Origin of the sequence: Brevibacillus sp. FSL K6-2834, from assembly GCF_038592925.1 — a bacterium.
GTDB lineage: Bacteria > Bacillota > Bacilli > Brevibacillales > Brevibacillaceae > Brevibacillus > Brevibacillus borstelensis.
Map to the genome: position 1 here is coordinate 5615538 of NZ_CP151945.1, position 18638 is coordinate 5634175.

Sequence of the window (18638 nt, forward strand, 5' to 3'; positions counted from 1 at the left end):
TTCCGTTCCTGTTTGTCGTCCTTATTCTACCCCAGAATGCCTCGTTTTCAAATGGGGCCGGTCTGCTGCCTCACATGTCGTTTCCCCATTGGAAAAAATGAGCGTTCCCCGGCATATGCTACCCGAGAATCTCATCCCCATAAAAACACGTCTCGGAATGCTCTCCCACCCCTCCAGCAAATACTAGTGGGGACAACATCACGAGGAGGTCTGTAAAATGAACAAGCAGCGCGCCAAGGAAATCGCGGCTTCCCCCGTCATGGCGAATGTCACCTTGAATAAGGTGCCGGTCTATATCCAGCACGTTGATGAAGAAACCGACATGGCCAGAGTCTATCCGCTGGACGAGCCGGAGCGCGAACAAAGCGTTCCCGTAGACAGCCTGGTAGAGCATCACTAAAAAACATCCCGTTCCACTGCAAAATAGTGGGTCGGGATGTTTTTTACGTTGTTATTCTTTTTGTCCATTACCGCTGTTTCAGCAAGTGGGACAGCGGTATGCGATTGTACGTGTGCAGGTAGCCGTTGACATCCACAACGATCTGAAAACGTTCGCCTTTGTAATCAAATTGGGCAGTACCCGTTTGTCTTTCCACGGTCTTATTGTAGGTTCTCATGCTTATTTCCAATGTTCCGCTCTTCTGATACTGCTTCACATGCTCATCGCCGAGCAGCTTCTGAAAAAATTCGGCTGCTTTTTGTCTGTAAAAAGCCTCCGTTTGCGTGCTTTTTTTCGGCTCTTCCCTGAAGGTGGGAGAACCAAAGGAGCCATAATCCAATAGCTCTCCTGTCGTACTGTCAAACTGCATCGAGGCAAACATTTTCCCCTTGTCGTCAAAATTCCCGGTTTCATGGAGCACGATTCCCCATACTCCGCGAATTTGCCTGTTGTCTGTCATCGGGCTTTTGGAATACCCCGTCATTTTCAGGCCTTTCAGCAGCGGTTCAGCCTCCAATAATTTTTGATAGTTTTGCTGAACATGCTTGGGCAAAGGCTCCTTTGCTTCGTCAGGCGCTGGCGTTGCCGAGCCCCCTGCACCGCTTTGCCCGGACGGAGACCCTTTGGGAGAAAGCCCTGCGCCAACTCCCGACTTCTGCTGTTTTGCCACCGGAATGTCCAGCTCGCCCGTTGTCTTTGGATCTGTCACATCATTGCCAAATGCCACCTTCGCATGCAAGGTAAACTTGTCTGGCAACGGCTCCGTGATTTCGATATTCCTGATCCCTTTAAACTGGTTTCCGTTTACCCGCTCCACTTCTTGACTGCCTTTGTAAGGAACGGGCTTGTCGGAATTGTCCACGGTAAATTGCCAAAGCTTGATTGTTTGGGCCATTTTGAGAGCTTCTGCTTCATTCTGGGTTTTGGGCATCTGGATGGCATAACCGATATCCATACGCGAGCCGTCATAGAAGACTTCGTTCACCGTCACTGTCATTCCGTTCACCGTCACACTTGGACTGGCCTGTGCGGCTTTTGTCTGTGCTCCGGTTGCGGTTTTCGCAAGTGCCGCTTGCACGGTTGATGTCTCCCCCGGAAGCGCTGCCGTTATGCCCGCGACTGTGACCACGCCGGCCAAAACTAGACCGCCGATTGTTTGCGGTGTCCGTTTGTTTCCCATCATGATCTCTCCTCTTTTCATTTATTTGTTTTGACTGTCCGCTTTGAGCGGAATGACTACGGCCTTCTCCGTTTCCTCGACGCCGTTCATGCTCGGGATGAGCTTCACGGACTCCGGTCTTTCCCGGAGTGGAATGACAAACCTTCTCCAGATTCCCTTTTCGTCCCAAGTGAGGGTTTCTTCCGCCTCTTCGATGGCTTCTCCCTTGTCGTTCAGCAGCCTGTACGCAGGGTCATACGGTTTATCGTCCGGCGGAATCTCTTTCAGCAAAATGGTCGTCGACGCCGGAGTAAGCGTTACGGATTCCACTTCAAATACATAGCCGCTTTCCATGGTCTGGGAAATGTCCGGGGACAGCTTTGCGCCGTCTCCCGGCTTCATCTGTTTTACCACCGGAATGTCCAGCTGCCCCGTTGTCTTCGGATCTGACAAGTCGTCACCAACCGATACCTTTGCATGAAAAGTAAACTTGTCAGGCAACGGCACTGTCACTTCCATATGCTTCATCCCTGCAAACAGGTTTTTGTCCACCCGCTCCACATCTTGACTGCCTTTGTAAGGAACAGGCTTGTCGGAATCGTCCACGGTAAATTCCCATATCTTGATATTGCGGGCGATTTCAAGGGCTTCTGTTTCGCTTGCGGCTTCGGGCACCTGGATGGCATACCCGATATCGATACGCGAGCCGTCATAGAAGACTTCGTTCACTGTCACGGTAATTCCGTTCACCGTCACGCTTTGACTGGCCGGTGTGACAAGCCCCTTTTCCCTGGCGATATGCAAGGTTTCATCCTTGAACAGGGAAAACACGGATCGGATTAGCGGAATGCTTTTCAGCTTTTCGGCCATCGTCGGCGATGAGAAACCGGCAGCAATCAAGATGACAAAGAAAAAGCATGCAGCGGTTGCTGCAAACATCCATTTTCTCGCGACCCTTCGCTGGCGAACGGGAGCTTTCGTGGTCCCTGCCGTTTCAAACAATGTTTGTCTGATTCTCTCTCGCGTGCCTGAACCGGGGGAAAGCGCCTCTCTCTCTCGTTCAAGCCCCTGTACGACCTCGATGAAGCCGGGAAATTCTCGTTCAAGATCATCGCTTTGCAAATCCGTCCGGGGTTTCATCATCTGCTTGGCAAGCTGCTCCGTCTGCTCAAACGAAGCTGTTTTTCTCCTGTCGCCGTTCATTCATATCCCCCCATCCGCGTAATTTGCCTTTCAGCTTTTCCAGAGCCCGGTAGAGCCGGTTTTTCACTGCGCTTTCGCCCATCTCCAGAATTTGTGCAACCTCGACGAGCGTACAGTCCGCGAAAAATCTCAGCATGATGATCTCCCGCTCAGTCTCGGGCAACTGCTGCAAAGCGGATAACAGATCAAGCTGAATCGCTGTCCGCTCGGCGTGCCCCTCTGTTAGCTCGGTCTGTATAATATCCAGCTCCGTCTCCTTCGGCCGCCGTCGAACCCTCCGGTTTTCGTCCAGCAGCACACGCTTTGCAATCTGAAACAGCCAGGTGGAAAAAAGCGATTCTTCCCGGTAGCTCGACAGTCCATTCAGGGCTTTCATAAAAGTGAGCTGTGTCAAATCTTCTGCATGCGACCTCCCCACCTTGAATGCAAAATAGCGGTAAATTCGCTCAAAATAAAAATCGTACAGCGGAGCAAAATCCTCGCGCTTCCGTTTGGCTCGCGAAACCCAGTAGGCCGGATCAAAAGGCGTCGATTCTTCCACTTCCCTCCCTCACTCCCTTCACATGAATTAGACGCCATCCTTTCGGGGATCGACACATCATTTTTTGAAAATCGAAAAGAATGCTGAAAACAAAAAAAGCGGCCGATGAAACGGTCGCTTTTTCCTGTCAATTCCTGCTGTGTACTTTGCTGCCTGCTACTGTTCGCCCGCTCTGCCTATCTTCTCTGTCTACCTGCTACTGCTCGCAGGCTCTGCTTATTTTCTCTGCCTACCAGCTGCTGCTCGCCTGCTCTCTATGGCATGCGGTCAGCTCCGTTTATCTGCTATCTGACATTACAGTCCCTCATACCGGCTCACCAACACACCGGCTGCCCCGACATGCAGTCCGATCCACCACAGCCAGCCGCTTTGCTTTCCCCCTTCAACGCCCCATCCATTTGTGCCCTACAAAATCGGCGACAACAGCCTCGTCAGCGACTCCTGCAACCGCGCCTTCAGCGGCCTGCTCTCATACTCCTCCCGTGTCACCTCATGACACTCAGCCAAATCCTCAAGGAAAATCTGCTCCAGCCGCTCCGCCGTAGCCGAGTCAAACAAAAAGGCGTTCGTCTCAAAGTTGATCTTGAAACTCCGTATATCCAGATTGGCCGTGCCCACGGAAGCGATCTGTCCGTCCACGACCATCGTTTTGGCGTGCAGGAATCCTTTCTCGTAGCGGAAGCAGCGCACGCCGCTCTTCAACAGCTCGCCCAGATACGACTGGGACGCCCAGTAGACGAGCTTGTGATCGGCCCGGCCGGGTATCATGACCCGGACATCGACGCCGGACATGGCGGCCATTTTCAGTGCCGTCAGCAGGCTGTCGTCGGGGATTAGATAAGGCGACTGCAAATAAATGCGCTCTTTTGCCTTGTAAATCATTTTCAAATAGCCGTGCTTGATCTGCTGCTTCTCGGAGTTGGGGCCGCTGGAAACGATCTGGATGCCGACGTTTCCGGTCCTCTGACTCGGCGGGAAATAGCGCGGCTCGTCCTCCATCCTCCGCTGTACCTGGGCCGACAGATTCCAGTCCAGGTAAAAGCGCGCCTGCAGCAGATGGACGGCGCTGCCGGTAATCCGCAGATGGGTGTCCCGCCAGTACCCGAGCTTCCGATCCATCCCCAAATACTCGTTTCCGATGTTAAAGCCGCCGATATAGCCGACCTCGCCGTCGATGATCACCAGCTTGCGGTGATTGCGGAAGTTGACCCACATGTTTACATATGGAATCGGCGATGAGAAAAACGCGGCCACTTCTCCCCCCGCTTCCACCAGCGGGCGGAAAAAGCGCGGCGTCAGCTCGGACGAACCGATCGCGTCGTACAGCAGCCTCACCTTTACGCCCGCCGCCGCCCGCTCGGTCAAAGCGCGGATCAGCCTCTCTCCCAGCTCGTCTTTGCGGATGATGTAATAGAGCAGGTGGACATGGTCTTCTGCCTTGGCAATGTCGGCAAACAGCGCTTCAAATTTTGCCTGCCCCTCGGTATATATGTCAATGTGATTATCCTGCGTATACAGCGCGGCATCACTGACGAGATTCATGTGGATCATATCGCGGTGGTCGACGATGGCTGGATCGTGGAAGCGGATGGTCCCGCTTTCCATCTTCCTGATTTGCTCCTCCAGCACCACCTGATAACGGGAAAATTCCCCTTCCCTCAGCTTGTAGAGCTTGCGGCGCGACAGCCTTTGGCCAAACACCAGGTAGATGACAAAGCCAATCCCCGGCAAAAACAGCAAGACCATGAGCCACGCCCAGGTAGAAGCGATGTTTCGCCTCTCCATGAATATTAAAACCGCTGCCAACAGCAAATTGACTATCGACAGGCCGGTATAGATTTGTTGAAACAGCTCCATTTCGCTGAACCACCCCTGCCCCTGAGCGTTGATCTCTCCTGTATGTTGACGTCCCGTCACAGAGTTTCTCCTTATCCCGTTTGATCTCATTGTACACGATGCCGCAGCACTTACCTAATCCTTTGTAAAAGTAAAAATCGGCGACATCTCATCCAAGCATGTTTCAATCCCGTTATCCAGTGGGTACTTACTATGTATGACACCGCAGATGGAGAGGGGAACAACGATGACCATACGGAAAAAGGTTTTAGTCGGTTTTATCGTGTTATTATGTTTATTGCTGCTCGCTTCCACAATATCGTTATTTCTGATGGGGAAAATCGGAAATAAGGCAGAAGAGATAAATACAAACTGGATGCCAAGCGTTTTGGTGCTCGGCGATCTGGATGAAGACATCACCAACCTGCCGATGATTATCTCACAGATCGGCCTTGAAACCGATCTCGATAAAATCAATGCCCTTGAAGTACAGGTAAACAATGCTCTGAAGGACATCGAGCAAAAACGGGCGGAATACGAAAAGCTCATTTCTTCCGATGAAGAAAAAGAAATCTACAGCAGTTTTTCAACCCACTGGGAAGCCTATGCCCAGCAAATTCCGGCCGTACTGCAAGTAGCCAGAAACACGGATACCGCAAAAACCGTAGCGGCCATTAACCGCACGCAAGCTCAATGGACTGATGCGAAAAAGGTTATCTCATCGCTCGTCGAATTAAACGGAAATGGTGCCAATGCAGCGACATCGAATGCTGTCTCGCTCAATAACACCGGATTTATTACGGTGATCGCGATCAGCGTGATTGCAATCGTCATCGGCATTCTCCTGATCCTCATCATTATGCGTGACATTCAAAAGGTCACGCAGCAGATCCAGCAATCCTCCGAGAGCGTTGCCAGCTCCTCGGAAGAAATCTCGGCGAGCGTCGAAGAAATCGCTTCCGGCAGCCAATTCCAGGCCAGCACCGTAACGAATGTCTCGGAAATGATCGAGCAGATGAATCAGGCAATTACCCAGGTTGCCGTAAACATCGAGCAGACCAATGAGTTCGTCAACAAAACGGTCGATGTCGCGCACAGCGGCGTACAGATGATGGCAAACTCTATCGAGGGCATGAAAGACATCACGCTCAAGGTAGACGAGCTGCTGGCGAACTCCCAAAAGATCGACAGCATCATCAGCTCGATCCAGGATATCGCCAACCAAACCAACCTGCTGGCCCTTAACGCTTCGATCGAGGCGGCACGGGCCGGCGAGCACGGCCGCGGCTTTGCCGTCGTAGCCAGTGAAGTAGGCAAACTGGCTAAGCAAAGCAGTATCGCCACGAAAGAAATCATCGAACTGATCGGCCAAATGCAGACGAGCACACAAAAAACAGTCGATACGGTCAACAACGGCAGCGCCCTCGTATCGCAAGCGTATCAATCCTTTGATGAAATCGTCAGCTACGTAAGAGAGACGTCGACCCGGATTGCGGAAATAGCCGCGAGCTGCGAGGAGCAAAGCGCCCAGACCTCGGAAGTTCTCAAGGCCGCGCAAAACATCGCGGCCGTGACCGAGGAAACGTCAGCAAGCACCGAAGAAACCTCCAATGCCGTCGTTGATCTGGCTAGAATGGCGGAAAACCTCAATCAGCTTGTTGTCAAAATTTAAAGCCGAAAATCGAGTAGGAGGGGGCGACTAACCCCCGTCCTCTCACACCACCGTACGTACCGTTCGGTATACGGCGGTTCACCAAGCTTGACGAATTTGAGAATATCGTTGCACTAAGCTTTTCAGCCCTTGTTGTTGCCAGTAGGCAATGCCGAGGGCTTTGTGTATATGCGGAGATTTTGTGGTACGCCATGCACCCTTGCGGGTATTTGCAATTTCAATGGCTTTTACGTGAGATATGCCAAGAGAACGAAGTTCTCGATATCTGGTTCTCACGCGTTTCCACTGCATCCACAAACAAAGACGGAGCCTGCGCCTTGTCCATTCCTCAATGGATTGTAGAATGCCCTTCGCGTCTGCAAGGGCGAAATATCCAATCCAGCCCATGAGGTACTGATTTATTCTTTCAATCCGCTTCTCCATCGAGATGCTCCACACCGGATTCGTGATCGTGCGGATTTTCTCTTTTAGCTTGAGGAGGGATTTGGGGTGGATGCGAATCCTTGTCTGTTTTGCAAAGGTAAAACTAAAGCCCAAGAATTTTCGTTTCCATGGTCGGTCTATCGCGCTTTTCTCCTCATTTACTTTTAGCCTTAGTACCTTCTCCAAGTGGTTTTGAATACTCTTCTTTACTCGTTCCCCTGCCCGTTTTGTTTTCACGTAGATATTACAATCGTCTGCGTAGCGGCAGAAACGGTGGCCTCTCTTTTCGAGTTCCTTGTCCAAATCATCAAGTAGGATATTTGCCAAAAGTGGGCTTAACGGCCCACCTTGCGGTGTTCCTTCACTTGATGTTGTACAGACGCCATTTATCATGATCCCCGCATTCAAGTAGGAACGAATCAGTCTTAAAATTCTCTTGTCCTGAACTTTTCGAGCCACACGGCTCATTAGAATATCATGATTTACGCGATCAAAGAATTTCTCTAGATCGATGTCCACCACGAAACGATATCCTTCGGAGATATACGCTTGCGCTTTCCTTACTGCCATGTGAGCGCTACGTTTTGGACGGAACCCATAGCTAGATTCCGAGAAGGTGGGGTCGAAGATCGGCGTTAACACTTGGAGGATGGCCTGCTGAATAAAGCGGTCTACCACGGTGGGAATGCCTAATAACCTTACACCACCGTCAGGTTTCGGGATTTCGACTCTGCGAACAGGTGAAGGTCTATAGGTTCCCCTTTCCATCTTCTCGCGGATGGCTTGCCAGTGTTCACGTAGATAATCGCGTAGTTGTTCGGTTGAAACACCATCGACTCCACCGACACCTTTGTTTTCCTCCACTCGTTGGAGTGCCATCCGTAAGTTTTCCCGTGATAAGACTTTTTCCAGCAAATCCATAATGATGTTCCTTCCTTCGCACATGCGGACTCCGTGCTTGCTGTACGATACTCAGCCCTCTTTTGTACCCTCGGGGCTTCACCCCTGCTCTTCAAAAGTAGTTCCTTGACAGAATTCTGCTTCGACGTACCGTATCAAAAGACATGGATCGCATGCTGGCTTGATGTTCGGCCCTTCCCCATTCAAGCGTCCTCTACTCGGGTACTATGGCCTCTGCTGACTTCTGCATGTTCAGCGTCTCCTTACGGAGACGGTTACCAACAGTTGAAGGCGTTTCATGCAGACCTCCCCAGGTAAGAACGATAACTTTCATCCCATGTACCTGCCCAAGTTTACTACTGTATCCCTTGGCTGTATGGGGCTTTGTCTTGTTTGGCAGACTCGCCCGGATACAACAGCCTCAAATTGGGTTCGTGTACCTCAGGTCGGGATTTTGCCGCCGGCTTCCTTCAGATTCGACCTCGCGGTCGACACCCTTGCCTTGAGCTAACGGTTGGTACAGCCAACCCCCGTTCGGGACTTTCACCCTATAGCTATCGCCCATGCTGGGCGCACCAAAAAACGGAGGTCCCGCAAAGGGTGCCTCCGTCTTTCATTTGCTTTTGCTCTTGCCAGTATGGATAACCGGTGTTCCCGCTTTAATTGCTGGAAGGTTGATTTTCCAGTGTCACCGTCGTGGTTTTCATAAATCCATCGCGGTAGAAGGTAACTTCCATTTTTTCTCCCGGCTTTTTGTTCAGCGTCAAGTATTTGCGCAATTGCGCGCCGTTGTCGATGTCTTTGCCATCCAGCTTGACGATGACGTCGTATTGCCTCAGATCAGCCTTGCCTGCTGGCGAAAATCTGCCCGGCTGTTTGCTGATCACGACGCCCGCTTTCACATCGTTTGGCAGGTTCAGCGTCTCTTTCCAGTGGTAGCGCGGCACACTGGTCAAATTGTACGGCTCGATGCCCAGATAAGCCCGTTTCAGCTCTCCATACTGCATCAGGTCGCCGACGATTTTTTTCACGTCGTTGATCGGAATGGCAAAGCCGAGCCCTTCCACACCTGTCTTGGAGATTTTCATCGTATTGATGCCGATTACCTGTCCCTTGATATTGACCAGAGCGCCCCCGCTATTCCCCGGGTTGATCGCCGCATCCGTTTGCAGCACGTCCAGCTCCCAGTCATCCTGGCCGTCTTCGTTGATATCCACCGGCATCGAACGATTCAGCGAGCTGATGATCCCTTGCGTTACCGTACGGGAAAATTCCAGTCCGAGCGGGTTGCCGATGGCGATCGCCGGCTCTCCTACCTTCAGCGTACCGGAGTCGCCCAGCTCGGCTACCTTTTTCACCTTGCTGCCGTCGATTTCCAGAACGGCCAGATCGGTAAACGGATCGGCTCCCAGTACTTTGGCGTCGACAGTGTCGCCGTTTGGCAGTGCTACCTGGATCTTGCTTCCTCCGGAAATAACGTGATTATTGGTAATAATGTGCGCTTTGCCGTTTTTGTTTTCAAAGATGACGCCAGAACCCTCGCCGCGCTGAACCTGTTCTTCATTAAACCAGTTCACGACCCGGCGCGTATTGATGATCCCCACGACCGCATCTTCCGTTTTTTCCACCGCATCCACCGTAGCCGAAGTAACCTCGACCGATACAGGCTGGGCGAACAGATTGGCGGCCGGATTGCTCATGGCATTGGCCGTACCCGGCTCTACCATGGAAATGTATCCTGATTTGGAGAGAGACGGCAGCATCAAGAGAACTACCATCCCTCCAATCGCCGCGGAAGTAATGGAGGTCATCACCAAGCGCCCGATTCCATTCGAACGCTTTTTCCGTTCCACTTGTGCCATGTCATCGTAAAAACCCATGGTTCACGCTCTCCTTTCTCTATTACCTAGCTTTGCAGATTTTGCTATCGCGTATACCATTTCACATCCTCAGTATACGACCTGTTTTCGGCAAAATGGCGTGAGAAATATGGAAAGGTTGTGGAACTGGCGGCAGGAAATCCATACGGGTGCCGTCTATAAAAACTCCAGCTTGGTCGGGCGGTCCGGGTACGTTTCCCGCAGATGGACGTCATCTCCGACCTTGAGACCGCTCTCCTCCAAAATCCCTTTTACGGTCAGACGCGCCAGATCGATCATGTTATTCTCTTTGCTCAGATGCGCGAGGTATACCCTCTCTGCCCGTCCGCCTAAAACGTCAATCATCGCTTCGCCAGCCGCTTCGTTCGACAGATGGCCGACGTCGCTCAAAATACGCCGCTTGATGCTCCACGGATACTGCGACATGCGAAGCAATTCGACATCGTGATTGGATTCAAACACATAGGCATCCGCACCGCGAATCGTCTCCTTGATCCGGTCGCTGACGTAGCCGAGGTCGGTCGCCACACTCAGCTTCTTGTTATTGTGGTAAAAGCAAAAGCCCATCGGCTCGACGGCGTCGTGAGAAATGCCAAAAGACTCGATTCCCAAATCCTCCAGCTCTTTTTTCTCGCCTACCTCAAACAGCTGCTTCTGGTCCTCCCGAATCGTACCGATCTGGCCATCCAATTCAGACCACGTTTTTTGATTGGCATAAATTGGGAGATTGTACCTGCGGGCCATGACGCCAATTCCTTTAATATGGTCGACGTGCTCGTGCGTTACCAAAATGGCGCTCAGCTCTGTCGGGTCCACGCCGATCTCGCGCAGAGCCGCCTCTGCCTGTTTGCCGGTAATCCCCACATCGATCAACACCGAGATGCGATCCGTTGCCACGTAGATCGCATTGCCGGTACTCCCGCTTGCCAATACACTAAATCTCACTACAAATCCCTCTTCTCTCGCTTGCACGCACACAAGGGAGCCGCAGTGGAGCAGTTTTGTCCCTTCCATCTCCCCACACCGCGGCCGTGTACCTGCTTCCCTTGCAAAATGTTGTCTATATCTAACATGCTGTCTATAGCTGTGAAACTGCTGCCCTTTTAACGATGGCTTTTCGGTCTGTCTTCCAACACCTGCTTGTCCGCTACTTTCGCCATCCCTATTTCCCCGGGAAATAATTCGTGACCAAAGGGCGTTCCTGGGCTCCTGTAAATCCGTTGACAAAATGCTGCTTCCCATCGTGAATGATCCGCCATACCGGAGCCAGCCCCTGAATTTCCGCGTCATAGGAACCGTAGTAGCCCAGCGTTACATTTTCGATACGCTCGCCCTGATGGATCACCTGTTTTTCCACCAGCGAACGGATCGCTTTATATGCAGAAATGATCGGGCGGCTCGTACCCTGGCTGCGTATATTCAGATAGGTTTGCCGATACCCGAGAATCGAGCCATCGGCCAAGTAGACTTCGAGCGGCGCGATGAATATCGGCACCTTATCGTACACCTGCCAATACAAAAGTCTTCCCTGATTCGATTGGTACAGGTCAGCCGTGTACTGATCGGAATACATCATGCGCGGTCCGATTTGGCGCAACAGCTCGTTGGGGGTGATCTGGCCATTTATGGCGATCGGCGGCTTCAGTCTGGCCGCCAGGGCCATTTTTTCCAGGGTAGCGTCAATGCCTGCCATCCCCTGCAGCTCCAACGCTCCGATCCCTACATACTCTGCATTGAGATAGGTCATGTCCGGCGTGTCCGACGGCACCTCTGCGTCAAGTGTGACGTTGTGCTGTCTGAGATAGTCATCCATTTCCCACTTTTCGCTCTGGGACGCCTCGGGATTTTGCCAGTAGCCGCCCCTCGTCGCGTATACCTGATAGCCGAGAAACACGTCCAGCAGGAGAAAGGCCCAGATCAAGATCGTTTTCGTTTTACTCCAATCCATGCTCCGGCCCTCCTCCCTGATTCAATTGGGCAGGAATGTACAGGTTGGGATAATTGTTCACTTCCACTACCCAGATCGGGATCAGCTCCACATAATCCTCGTGTGTAACCGTCTGATACGACAGATATGCGTTTCTGATCTGCTCTGTATTCGCCAATCCCTTTTCGCGGATGTATTGAAACAATTCCGGTCCCGACATCGCCGTCCACCCTTTGTTCTGGATGTAGCGGTCCAGATCGATCAGTGAGCGGTCCATCGTCACTACCTGGCCCGCCTCCATCGTCACCCGGATGGTGTCGATCGGATAGCCTTCCTTGCTGTAGAGCGGATACGCTCCGACATACTGGCGGAAGGTAACAACGTCTTTGTCGTTATAGCTTTTTCTGATTGTCTCGAAATGAAAATCATCCGTCCATCCCAAATGTTTGTTAATAAATGAAATGGCTGCCTTTACCTTCTCCTCATCCGTCAGCTCCGGTGCGACTGACAGGATGGCCGGGTCCGTAAACGTAATGGCCTGCTGATCCGAACGCAACTGGATGGAGCGGCTGCCATCGGTGTAGATGATCGTCTTGTCCCGCTCCACGATTTGGCGGACCAGTGTCCGATCGAGAAAATACGCATCCAGTAGCTGATCGTTGTCGATCGTCCGGAATGTAAAGCGAAAGGCCTGCATTTTCACCGGGTTTTTCGGCAAATAGTAAATCGTCCCTGCCGCCCTCCCCTGCTCTATGATCGGGGGGACAGGATTCGGCTTGACGACCTTCATGATTTGTTCCGGCATCAGGTTGCCCGTCGGCAGATAAGACTGCCGCAAATCCTTTGGACTGATCGAGGTACGGCTGCGAAGCACCATTTCCTCGCCGGAGAGGATAAACAAGGCATAGACCACGTCTTCCTCTTCCTCGTAATAAAGCACCAGGCGGTCGATTCCCTTTCCTTTGTCGCTGACCTCATCGCGAAATGTCACAAGCCGTCCAACGACAGAAAGAGGGACACTGTTGCGAAAGCGTATTTCAATTCCTTGCTTCTCCCGGGAGATTTTCTCCCACTTCTCAATCGGCAAGGAAAATGGCGCGAAATCGAGGAAGATCCATTTCTTCATCTCTTCTTTGACGATGCGATACTGGCCGTCTGTCGCTGTCGCCTTTGTATGCCGGTCCTCCCCGTAGTGAAAGATGACCGATTCCGGTGCGATCAAGTCCTCCAGTTGCCTTTCCTGTACCGGCTTTGATTCCTTGTACTGAGCAGGCTCGATCAGTTGAAATTGGGGCTGGTTTGTCCACAAAAGCGCGGTCAACAGAAAGCTGGACAGAACCAGCAAGGTGAGCAGCAAGGTTTTGGCCGGCTCCTTCCACCGTATCATCCCGCCGTCCCTCCTTTTGCAAATGGCACCCAAAAGGTGACCGTCGTGCCCACATTCAATTCGCTGGAGATCTCGATTTCCGCGCCGTGAGCCTGTACCAATTCCCGGGCGATGGCGAGGCCGAGACCGGTTCCGCCTTGCCCGCGCGAACGAGCCTTGTCCACCCGGTAAAAGCGTTCAAAGATGCGCTTTAAATCCCGGCTGGGAATCCCGATCCCGGTATCGGAAATGGAGATGTGGAGACGCTTTTGGTGCCGGTTGACCTGTGCCATGAGGACGACCGTGCCTCCCTCGGGCGTATACTTGACTGCATTGGACAGCAGATTGTCCAGCACCTGGTTGATCGCATCCTTGTCCACGTATATAGGAGGCAGATTTTCCGGCACCTCCAGCTTTAGCTGGACGCCCTGCTGTTCCCCGAACATGGAAAAGCGGTCTGCCGCATAACGAAGCAGCTGATCGGCGTCTACCTCTTTGTAGTGGAGGTGAATGCCCTGCGAGTCAAAACGGGACAGCTGAAGCAGGTCGTTTACGAGACGGATCATCCGCTCTGTCTCTGACATGGTCACCTTTAAAAAGCGGTTGGACAGCTCCGGTTCCTCTACTGCGCCGTCCAACAGCGCTTCCACATAGCTTTTGATCGTCGTCAACGGCGTCCGCAGCTCATGCGATACGTTGGCGACGAACTCCTTGCGCTGCTGGTCCAGCCGCTGCTGCTCCGTCACGTCCTGCAGCACCGTAATAATGCCGCCCCGCTTCCCGCTGTCATGCTGAAGCGGTGTAAATGTCACACGCAGGATCAGGACTTCGCGGTTCGGCAGCACCATTTCAATGATCAACGGCTCCACCTGCGAATACAGCGGCATTTCTTCCTCCGGCGGCAGCTTCAAGAGATCGTACAGCGTCAATCCTTTGGCCATGCAGTCGTCCATGGTGACCTGCAGCATCTCTTCCGCCGACCGGTTCATCAAAATGATCTGACCGTTGCGGTTGGAGGCGACTACCCCATCAGACATGTTGCGCAGGATACCGGCCAGCTTCTCCCGCTCTTCCTCCTGCTGCATGATCGCCTCTTGCAGCCTGAAAGTCATATGGTTGAAGGCCATCCCGAGCTGCCCAATTTCATCATCACTATACACACGTACATTTCTATTAAAATCTCCATCGGCAACCGCCCGGGCCTGACGAGTCATTTCCTTCACCGGCGTCGTAATCGTCCGGGCCAGCACGACACCCAAGGCTGCGGTGAAAAGCAGTGCGATCATCGTCCCGGAAGCGAGAATCCCGTTCATCTTGCGGATCGTCGTATAGGTCGCCTCCATGGAAGCAGCCATGTATACTGCCCCGTAGACGATGTTGTCTCCTTTCACCGGCAGCACGAGCACCTTGACCCGATCGCCTGTCCGCGGATCGATCCGGGTCGACTCGCTGCGTGTCCCCAAAAGCGCAATCGTTACCTCTGGCTGAGTGTTTCGCTGCCCGATCGTACGCTTGTCTTCCGTCGTGCTGATAACCGTCCCGTTCGAGTCGATGACGCGGACATTGGCCCCGTTCAGCTTCACCAGATGGGTGATCAGATTGTCGATTCCCTGCCGGACCTCATCCTGGCTTTGCTCCTTGCCTTCGTTTGGCCGCAGGTATCCTTGGGAAAGCGTCGCCAAAAGGCTCGCCTGCGCATTCAACGTCTCCGAGAAGTTATTGATGTAGTAGCTTTCCACTTCCCGGGCAAAGTACGCCCCGATAAACTGCATCGCCATCAGGATCAGGAGCATGTAAATGACGACCATTTTCCACTGGACCGTCTTGAACAGGCGAAACAGACGAAAAAGGCGAAACGGACTCATCCGGGAGTTCCTCCCGCTCCCGGATTACGCATGGTATAGCCAAGTCCGCGCCTCGTGATGATATACTTCGGCTGGCTCGGATCGTCTTCGATTTTTTCACGCAACCGGCGGATCGTCACATCGACTGTCCGCACATCCCCGAAGTAATCAAATCCCCAGACGGATTGGAGCAGATGCTCCCTCGTCATGACCTGTCCCTGGTGGCGAGCCAGATAGACAAGCAGCTCAAATTCCCGATGGGTCAGCTCAAGCTGCTCCCCGATCTTCTCGACGGTATAGGAATTCAGATCGATCTCCAGTTCATGAATCCGCAGCAGATGATTGTCCTGCTCTTCGCTCTTGGGCTGCTGGCGGCGGAGCTGCGCTTTGACTCTGGCCACCAGCTCCCGTGCGCTGAATGGCTTGGTCACGTAATCATCCGCACCCAGCTCCAGGCCGAGCACCTTGTCCACCTCGGAATCCTTGGCCGTCAGCATGATGATCGGCACATCGCAGCTTTTCCGAACGGAGCGGCAGACATCCATGCCATCCCGGCCCGGAAGCATCACATCCAATAAAATAAGGTCCGGTTTTTCATTCTGCACGAGAAGAAGAGCTTCCTCTCCGTCATAGGCGCAGACTACCTGGTACCCTTCCTTTTCAAAGGTAAACTTCAAGATATCGGCAATTGGTTTTTCATCGTCCACAACCAGGAGTTTTGCCATAGCGCTCTCCCCCTTCTGTACGTAATGGATTCCACGAAACGTCCGTGTTTTCCTCCACATCTGATGCTTGGTAATGTTTCCTGCCATCTCCACATGCTCTTATTGTATCAGACAGCCGCCTTGGACGCTTCCCTCGATCCAATAGGAAAAGGGCCCCCTCATTTGAGAGAACCCTTTATTGTAAGAATCAAAGAAAATCATTATTTTGATTTTCCTATACTTTCCTGCTTATTTTAGGAAACGAACCGGGTTTTGCAGTCGTCCATTTTGTATAACCTCAAAATGCAGGTGGACACCGGTAGAGTCTCCGGTAGAACCCATGACCCCAATTGCTTTTCCTTGGGAGACGACATCTCCTACTTTGACGCTGATGGAGCGAAGATGCCCATAACGGGTCTTCATGCCGTTTCCATGGTCGATCAAAATGGAATTTCCGTAATCGCCATCCCATCCAGCTTGTACGACGCGGCCGTTGTCGGCAGCACGAACAGATCCGGAACCGGCAATGTCGATTCCTTTGTGCAAACGGCCCCAGCGCATGCCAAAACCGCTGCTGATAGAGCCTCTGGCCGGCCACGAAAGACGGCCTGTCCCGCGAGACGGAATGACTTTGGTTCCGCGCTCGACGATTTTGACCAGCGGCTGGTCAATGACTTGCTGATCCAGGATGCTTTTGTCGACAACTTGTCCATTTTCTTTCACAACGAGATAACGGACGGTTTTGCTGCCCTCTTTTCCTTCCTGGACAACCTTTGTTTCGCCTTTTGGCAGCTTGTCGTTATTCCTTACCTGCGTGGCAAACGGAATGGTTTCTTTTTGACTGACCTCTTCTTTCACCTGTACAGTCACCAACGGGCGAAGCGCCGTTACATTAATCTTTTGTCCCAATTGCAGCAATGTATTTTCCGTTATGCCAGGGTTATTGGCATAAATATCTTTCGACGTAATGCCGTACTTTTTGGCGATGCAGCCTACGCAGTCGCCCTCGACTACGGTATGGGTTACTTGCTTGAACGTACCCTTGGCCAAGAGTTCCTCCAGCTTGTCCACCGGAAGAACCTGAGCAGCGGTTACCGAATCGCTTTCCAGCTTCACGTCTTCCTTGATCGACACTTGCACCGCAGGAGGAGCTTTCGGCTGGTCTATGGATGCGGCTGCTACCGCCTGTTTCTTCACGTTGTTTGCGGGTATTCCGGAGAACTTCTCCTTCACAGATTCCAACGCTTTCTCGGCTGCCTCTGCATTCTCGGCATAACCGACCACTTTTCCGTCAACGACCAATTTGACAGCCTCTACCTTGATGTCGGCAATATCCGACAGAGCTTTGATGGCTGCCTCGTTATCGTAGTGTCCCTTATACAGTTTTTCTTCAGTAAATGTGATATAGTCGGACAACGTCAGGTTCAAGCCGTGCTTTGCCTTTTCCTCGTCCAGCTTGGCCTTTGTCCACGAATGGACAACCTCCGGATTGTTGACGACACCAATCTCCTGTCCATTCACTGCTACATGATAAATCGAAATAATGTTGCTCTTGTAATAGAAGTAGGCGGATGCCCCGATTGCTGTTGAGAGTACGAGTCCTGCTGTGATCGTTGCCGTTTGCTTTTTGTGAGTGCGGACAAACGTGCTTGCTCTCTCGACCGCCCGCTGTGTAGCTCGGCTGCTATTCTCGACGATGTGCTTCGTCTTGTTTTGCAGCTTGGCCATCCATTCGGCCCATTGCATACCTTGTCCCTCCTGAAAACAGATACATCTCCTTCATGAACGTAACTATTTTGAATTTTTTTGCGATATGTACTAGGTCTAATAACCCGGATATTCAGTTTCAATTATCTGCCAAATTGCCTAAAGAAACCAACTATGTCGACTTTACCACAAAAATAACGACAACATCAAGTGTAAAATGCTGTCGAATGGATTTTGGGTTTCTTGCTCATAATAGGTACACCATATTTGACGGTTATTAACAAAAGGGTACGAGAGGAGCGGCAGGCAGTGAAGGAACGCAACATTTTGGCTGGTTTTAAAACGATTGAAGCGGCAGAGAAAGCGGCACAATCCCTTCGTCAGGCAGGCTTTGAAACCATTCAGATCGCCCATATTGGACAATACCCGGGCGACGGACTGGAAGAGATCACAAATCCGATTACAAGCGATTTCCCCAGCCTGGCCACACTGACCCAGGCCGGTGACTTTCCGAATGGCCGGGATGCCAGCGTCCTGGCAGCCGCAGGTCCGGATGCCAGCGGGATGGCTGATCGCGGAGTAGAAAACATCGGAAACATTCTACTGACAGCAGTCGTACCGGAAGAACGAGGCGATGAAGCCGTACAGATCATCGAATCGTTCGGAGGCACCATCTAAACGATTGCTTCCTGCAGGCAGCAGCAAAGGAAACCAAACACAACAACAGAGCCACCTCCCCTCTTTCGGGACAGGTGGCTATATGCCGTTACACATCTACACCTCTACCATCGACGTGATGTCTTTGACCGCCAAACGGCGAATCGTCGTTTTTTGGTCGTCCCGCTGTTTGTACGTGGTAATAAAACAAAGATAGCCGTTGTTAAAATGAGTCATGGTTCCTTTGATGACGACGCCGTTAAACATCTTAACCTGAACATTCTTGCCCAGAAGCTTCATCGCCTTCTGATCAAATCCCATCATCGTGACCACCTCATTTTTCCTTGATATGCCTTACCATATGCCCAGAAGTCTGCTTT

The 18638-nt window shown here is 52.1% G+C and carries 16 protein-coding genes; 3 read left to right on the forward strand and 13 right to left on the reverse strand.

What is annotated here, in order from left to right:
* The first annotated feature begins 217 nt into the window (after positions 1 to 217).
* On the forward strand, positions 218 to 400 hold the full coding sequence (locus NST96_RS26995; RefSeq protein WP_003388806.1) for a small acid-soluble spore protein H: 183 nt from the start codon (positions 218 to 220) through the stop codon (positions 398 to 400).
* Between the two features lie 67 nt (positions 401 to 467).
* Here NST96_RS26995 and NST96_RS27000 read toward each other — a convergent pair whose 3' ends face one another.
* The 4 genes from NST96_RS27000 to cls form a co-directional block, all read right to left on the reverse strand.
* The gene (locus NST96_RS27000) at positions 468 to 1622 is read right to left on the reverse strand and encodes a DUF4179 domain-containing protein (RefSeq protein ID WP_342405118.1); all 1155 of its coding nucleotides are present in this window, start codon (positions 1620 to 1622) and stop codon (positions 468 to 470) included.
* Positions 1623 to 1640: 18 nt separating this feature from the next.
* Positions 1641 to 2801, reverse strand: a complete 1161-nt coding sequence (locus NST96_RS27005) for a DUF4179 domain-containing protein (protein ID WP_342405119.1) — start codon at positions 2799 to 2801, stop codon at positions 1641 to 1643.
* Entirely contained in the window at positions 2767 to 3342 is a 576-nt protein-coding gene (locus tag NST96_RS27010; protein WP_031932439.1) for a sigma-70 family RNA polymerase sigma factor, read from the reverse strand. The genes NST96_RS27005 and NST96_RS27010 overlap by 35 nt, the downstream gene beginning before the upstream one ends.
* A 405-nt stretch (positions 3343 to 3747) precedes the next feature.
* A complete protein-coding gene (cls, locus tag NST96_RS27015) occupies positions 3748 to 5199 on the reverse strand; it encodes a cardiolipin synthase (protein WP_122957871.1) in 1452 nt (483 codons plus the stop codon).
* A 226-nt stretch (positions 5200 to 5425) separates the two neighbouring features.
* On the opposite strand from cls, the gene NST96_RS27020 reads away from it, so the two are divergent.
* The gene (locus NST96_RS27020; RefSeq protein WP_170208404.1) at positions 5426 to 6850 is read left to right on the forward strand and encodes a methyl-accepting chemotaxis protein; all 1425 of its coding nucleotides are present in this window, start codon (positions 5426 to 5428) and stop codon (positions 6848 to 6850) included.
* Positions 6851 to 6928: 78 nt separating this feature from the next.
* Here the strand turns inward: NST96_RS27020 and ltrA are convergent, their stop codons facing one another.
* The 8 genes from ltrA to NST96_RS27060 form a co-directional block, all read right to left on the reverse strand.
* The gene (gene ltrA / locus NST96_RS27025; protein WP_024985202.1) at positions 6929 to 8194 is read right to left on the reverse strand and encodes a group II intron reverse transcriptase/maturase; all 1266 of its coding nucleotides are present in this window, start codon (positions 8192 to 8194) and stop codon (positions 6929 to 6931) included.
* 638 nt (positions 8195 to 8832) lie between these two features.
* Positions 8833 to 10053, reverse strand: a complete 1221-nt coding sequence (locus NST96_RS27030) for a trypsin-like peptidase domain-containing protein (RefSeq protein ID WP_342405120.1) — start codon at positions 10051 to 10053, stop codon at positions 8833 to 8835.
* Between the two features lie 156 nt (positions 10054 to 10209).
* Positions 10210 to 10998 (reverse strand): MBL fold metallo-hydrolase, encoded by a 789-nt coding sequence (locus tag NST96_RS27035; protein ID WP_003388813.1) that lies wholly within the window; start codon positions 10996 to 10998, stop codon positions 10210 to 10212.
* A 217-nt stretch (positions 10999 to 11215) separates the two neighbouring features.
* Complete coding sequence (gene yycI, locus NST96_RS27040; RefSeq protein WP_024984460.1) at positions 11216 to 12001, reverse strand: two-component system regulatory protein YycI; 786 nt, start codon at positions 11999 to 12001, stop codon at positions 11216 to 11218.
* Positions 11988 to 13367, reverse strand: coding sequence for a two-component system activity regulator YycH (gene yycH, locus NST96_RS27045; RefSeq protein ID WP_003388817.1), 1380 nt, complete (start codon positions 13365 to 13367; stop codon positions 11988 to 11990). The genes yycI and yycH overlap by 14 nt, the downstream gene beginning before the upstream one ends.
* Positions 13364 to 15211 carry a cell wall metabolism sensor histidine kinase WalK gene (walK, locus tag NST96_RS27050; RefSeq protein ID WP_052259670.1) on the reverse strand — a complete coding sequence of 616 codons (1848 nt, stop codon included), beginning with the start codon at positions 15209 to 15211 and terminating at the stop codon, positions 13364 to 13366. Before walK ends, yycH begins: the two co-directional genes overlap by 4 nt.
* Positions 15208 to 15915, reverse strand: coding sequence for a response regulator YycF (yycF, locus tag NST96_RS27055; protein ID WP_003388820.1), 708 nt, complete (start codon positions 15913 to 15915; stop codon positions 15208 to 15210). The genes walK and yycF overlap by 4 nt, the downstream gene beginning before the upstream one ends.
* A gap of 228 nt (positions 15916 to 16143) precedes the next feature.
* Positions 16144 to 17640, reverse strand: a complete 1497-nt coding sequence (locus tag NST96_RS27060) for a M23 family metallopeptidase (protein WP_338463057.1) — start codon at positions 17638 to 17640, stop codon at positions 16144 to 16146.
* Positions 17641 to 17910: 270 nt separating this feature from the next.
* Between NST96_RS27060 and NST96_RS27065 the strand changes: the two genes are divergently transcribed.
* Positions 17911 to 18279: a hypothetical protein gene (locus NST96_RS27065; protein ID WP_003388822.1), complete on the forward strand. Its 369-nt coding sequence runs from the start codon at positions 17911 to 17913 to the stop codon at positions 18277 to 18279.
* A gap of 96 nt (positions 18280 to 18375) precedes the next feature.
* Here NST96_RS27065 and NST96_RS27070 read toward each other — a convergent pair whose 3' ends face one another.
* A complete protein-coding gene (locus NST96_RS27070; RefSeq protein WP_031932433.1) occupies positions 18376 to 18582 on the reverse strand; it encodes a hypothetical protein in 207 nt (68 codons plus the stop codon).
* Positions 18583 to 18638 lie beyond the last annotated feature (56 nt).

Bases quoted from the DNA above. Each gene is read 5' to 3' on its own strand.
- NST96_RS26995 (WP_003388806.1), top strand. From the start codon at position 218: ATGAACAAGCAGCGCGCCAAGGAAATCGCGGCTTCCCCCGTCATGGCG.
- NST96_RS27000 (WP_342405118.1), bottom strand. From the start codon at position 1,622: ATGATGGGAAACAAACGGACACCGCAAACAATCGGCGGTCTAGTTTTG.
- NST96_RS27005 (WP_342405119.1), bottom strand. From the start codon at position 2,801: ATGAACGGCGACAGGAGAAAAACAGCTTCGTTTGAGCAGACGGAGCAG.
- cls (WP_122957871.1), bottom strand. From the start codon at position 5,199: ATGGAGCTGTTTCAACAAATCTATACCGGCCTGTCGATAGTCAATTTG.
- NST96_RS27020 (WP_170208404.1), top strand. From the start codon at position 5,426: ATGACCATACGGAAAAAGGTTTTAGTCGGTTTTATCGTGTTATTATGT.
- ltrA (WP_024985202.1), bottom strand. From the start codon at position 8,194: ATGGATTTGCTGGAAAAAGTCTTATCACGGGAAAACTTACGGATGGCA.
- NST96_RS27030 (WP_342405120.1), bottom strand. From the start codon at position 10,053: ATGGGTTTTTACGATGACATGGCACAAGTGGAACGGAAAAAGCGTTCG.
- yycI (WP_024984460.1), bottom strand. From the start codon at position 12,001: ATGGATTGGAGTAAAACGAAAACGATCTTGATCTGGGCCTTTCTCCTG.
- yycH (WP_003388817.1), bottom strand. From the start codon at position 13,367: ATGATACGGTGGAAGGAGCCGGCCAAAACCTTGCTGCTCACCTTGCTG.
- walK (WP_052259670.1), bottom strand. From the start codon at position 15,211: ATGAGTCCGTTTCGCCTTTTTCGTCTGTTTCGCCTGTTCAAGACGGTC.
- yycF (WP_003388820.1), bottom strand. From the start codon at position 15,915: ATGGCAAAACTCCTGGTTGTGGACGATGAAAAACCAATTGCCGATATC.
- NST96_RS27060 (WP_338463057.1), bottom strand. From the start codon at position 17,640: ATGCAATGGGCCGAATGGATGGCCAAGCTGCAAAACAAGACGAAGCAC.
- NST96_RS27070 (WP_031932433.1), bottom strand. From the start codon at position 18,582: ATGATGGGATTTGATCAGAAGGCGATGAAGCTTCTGGGCAAGAATGTT.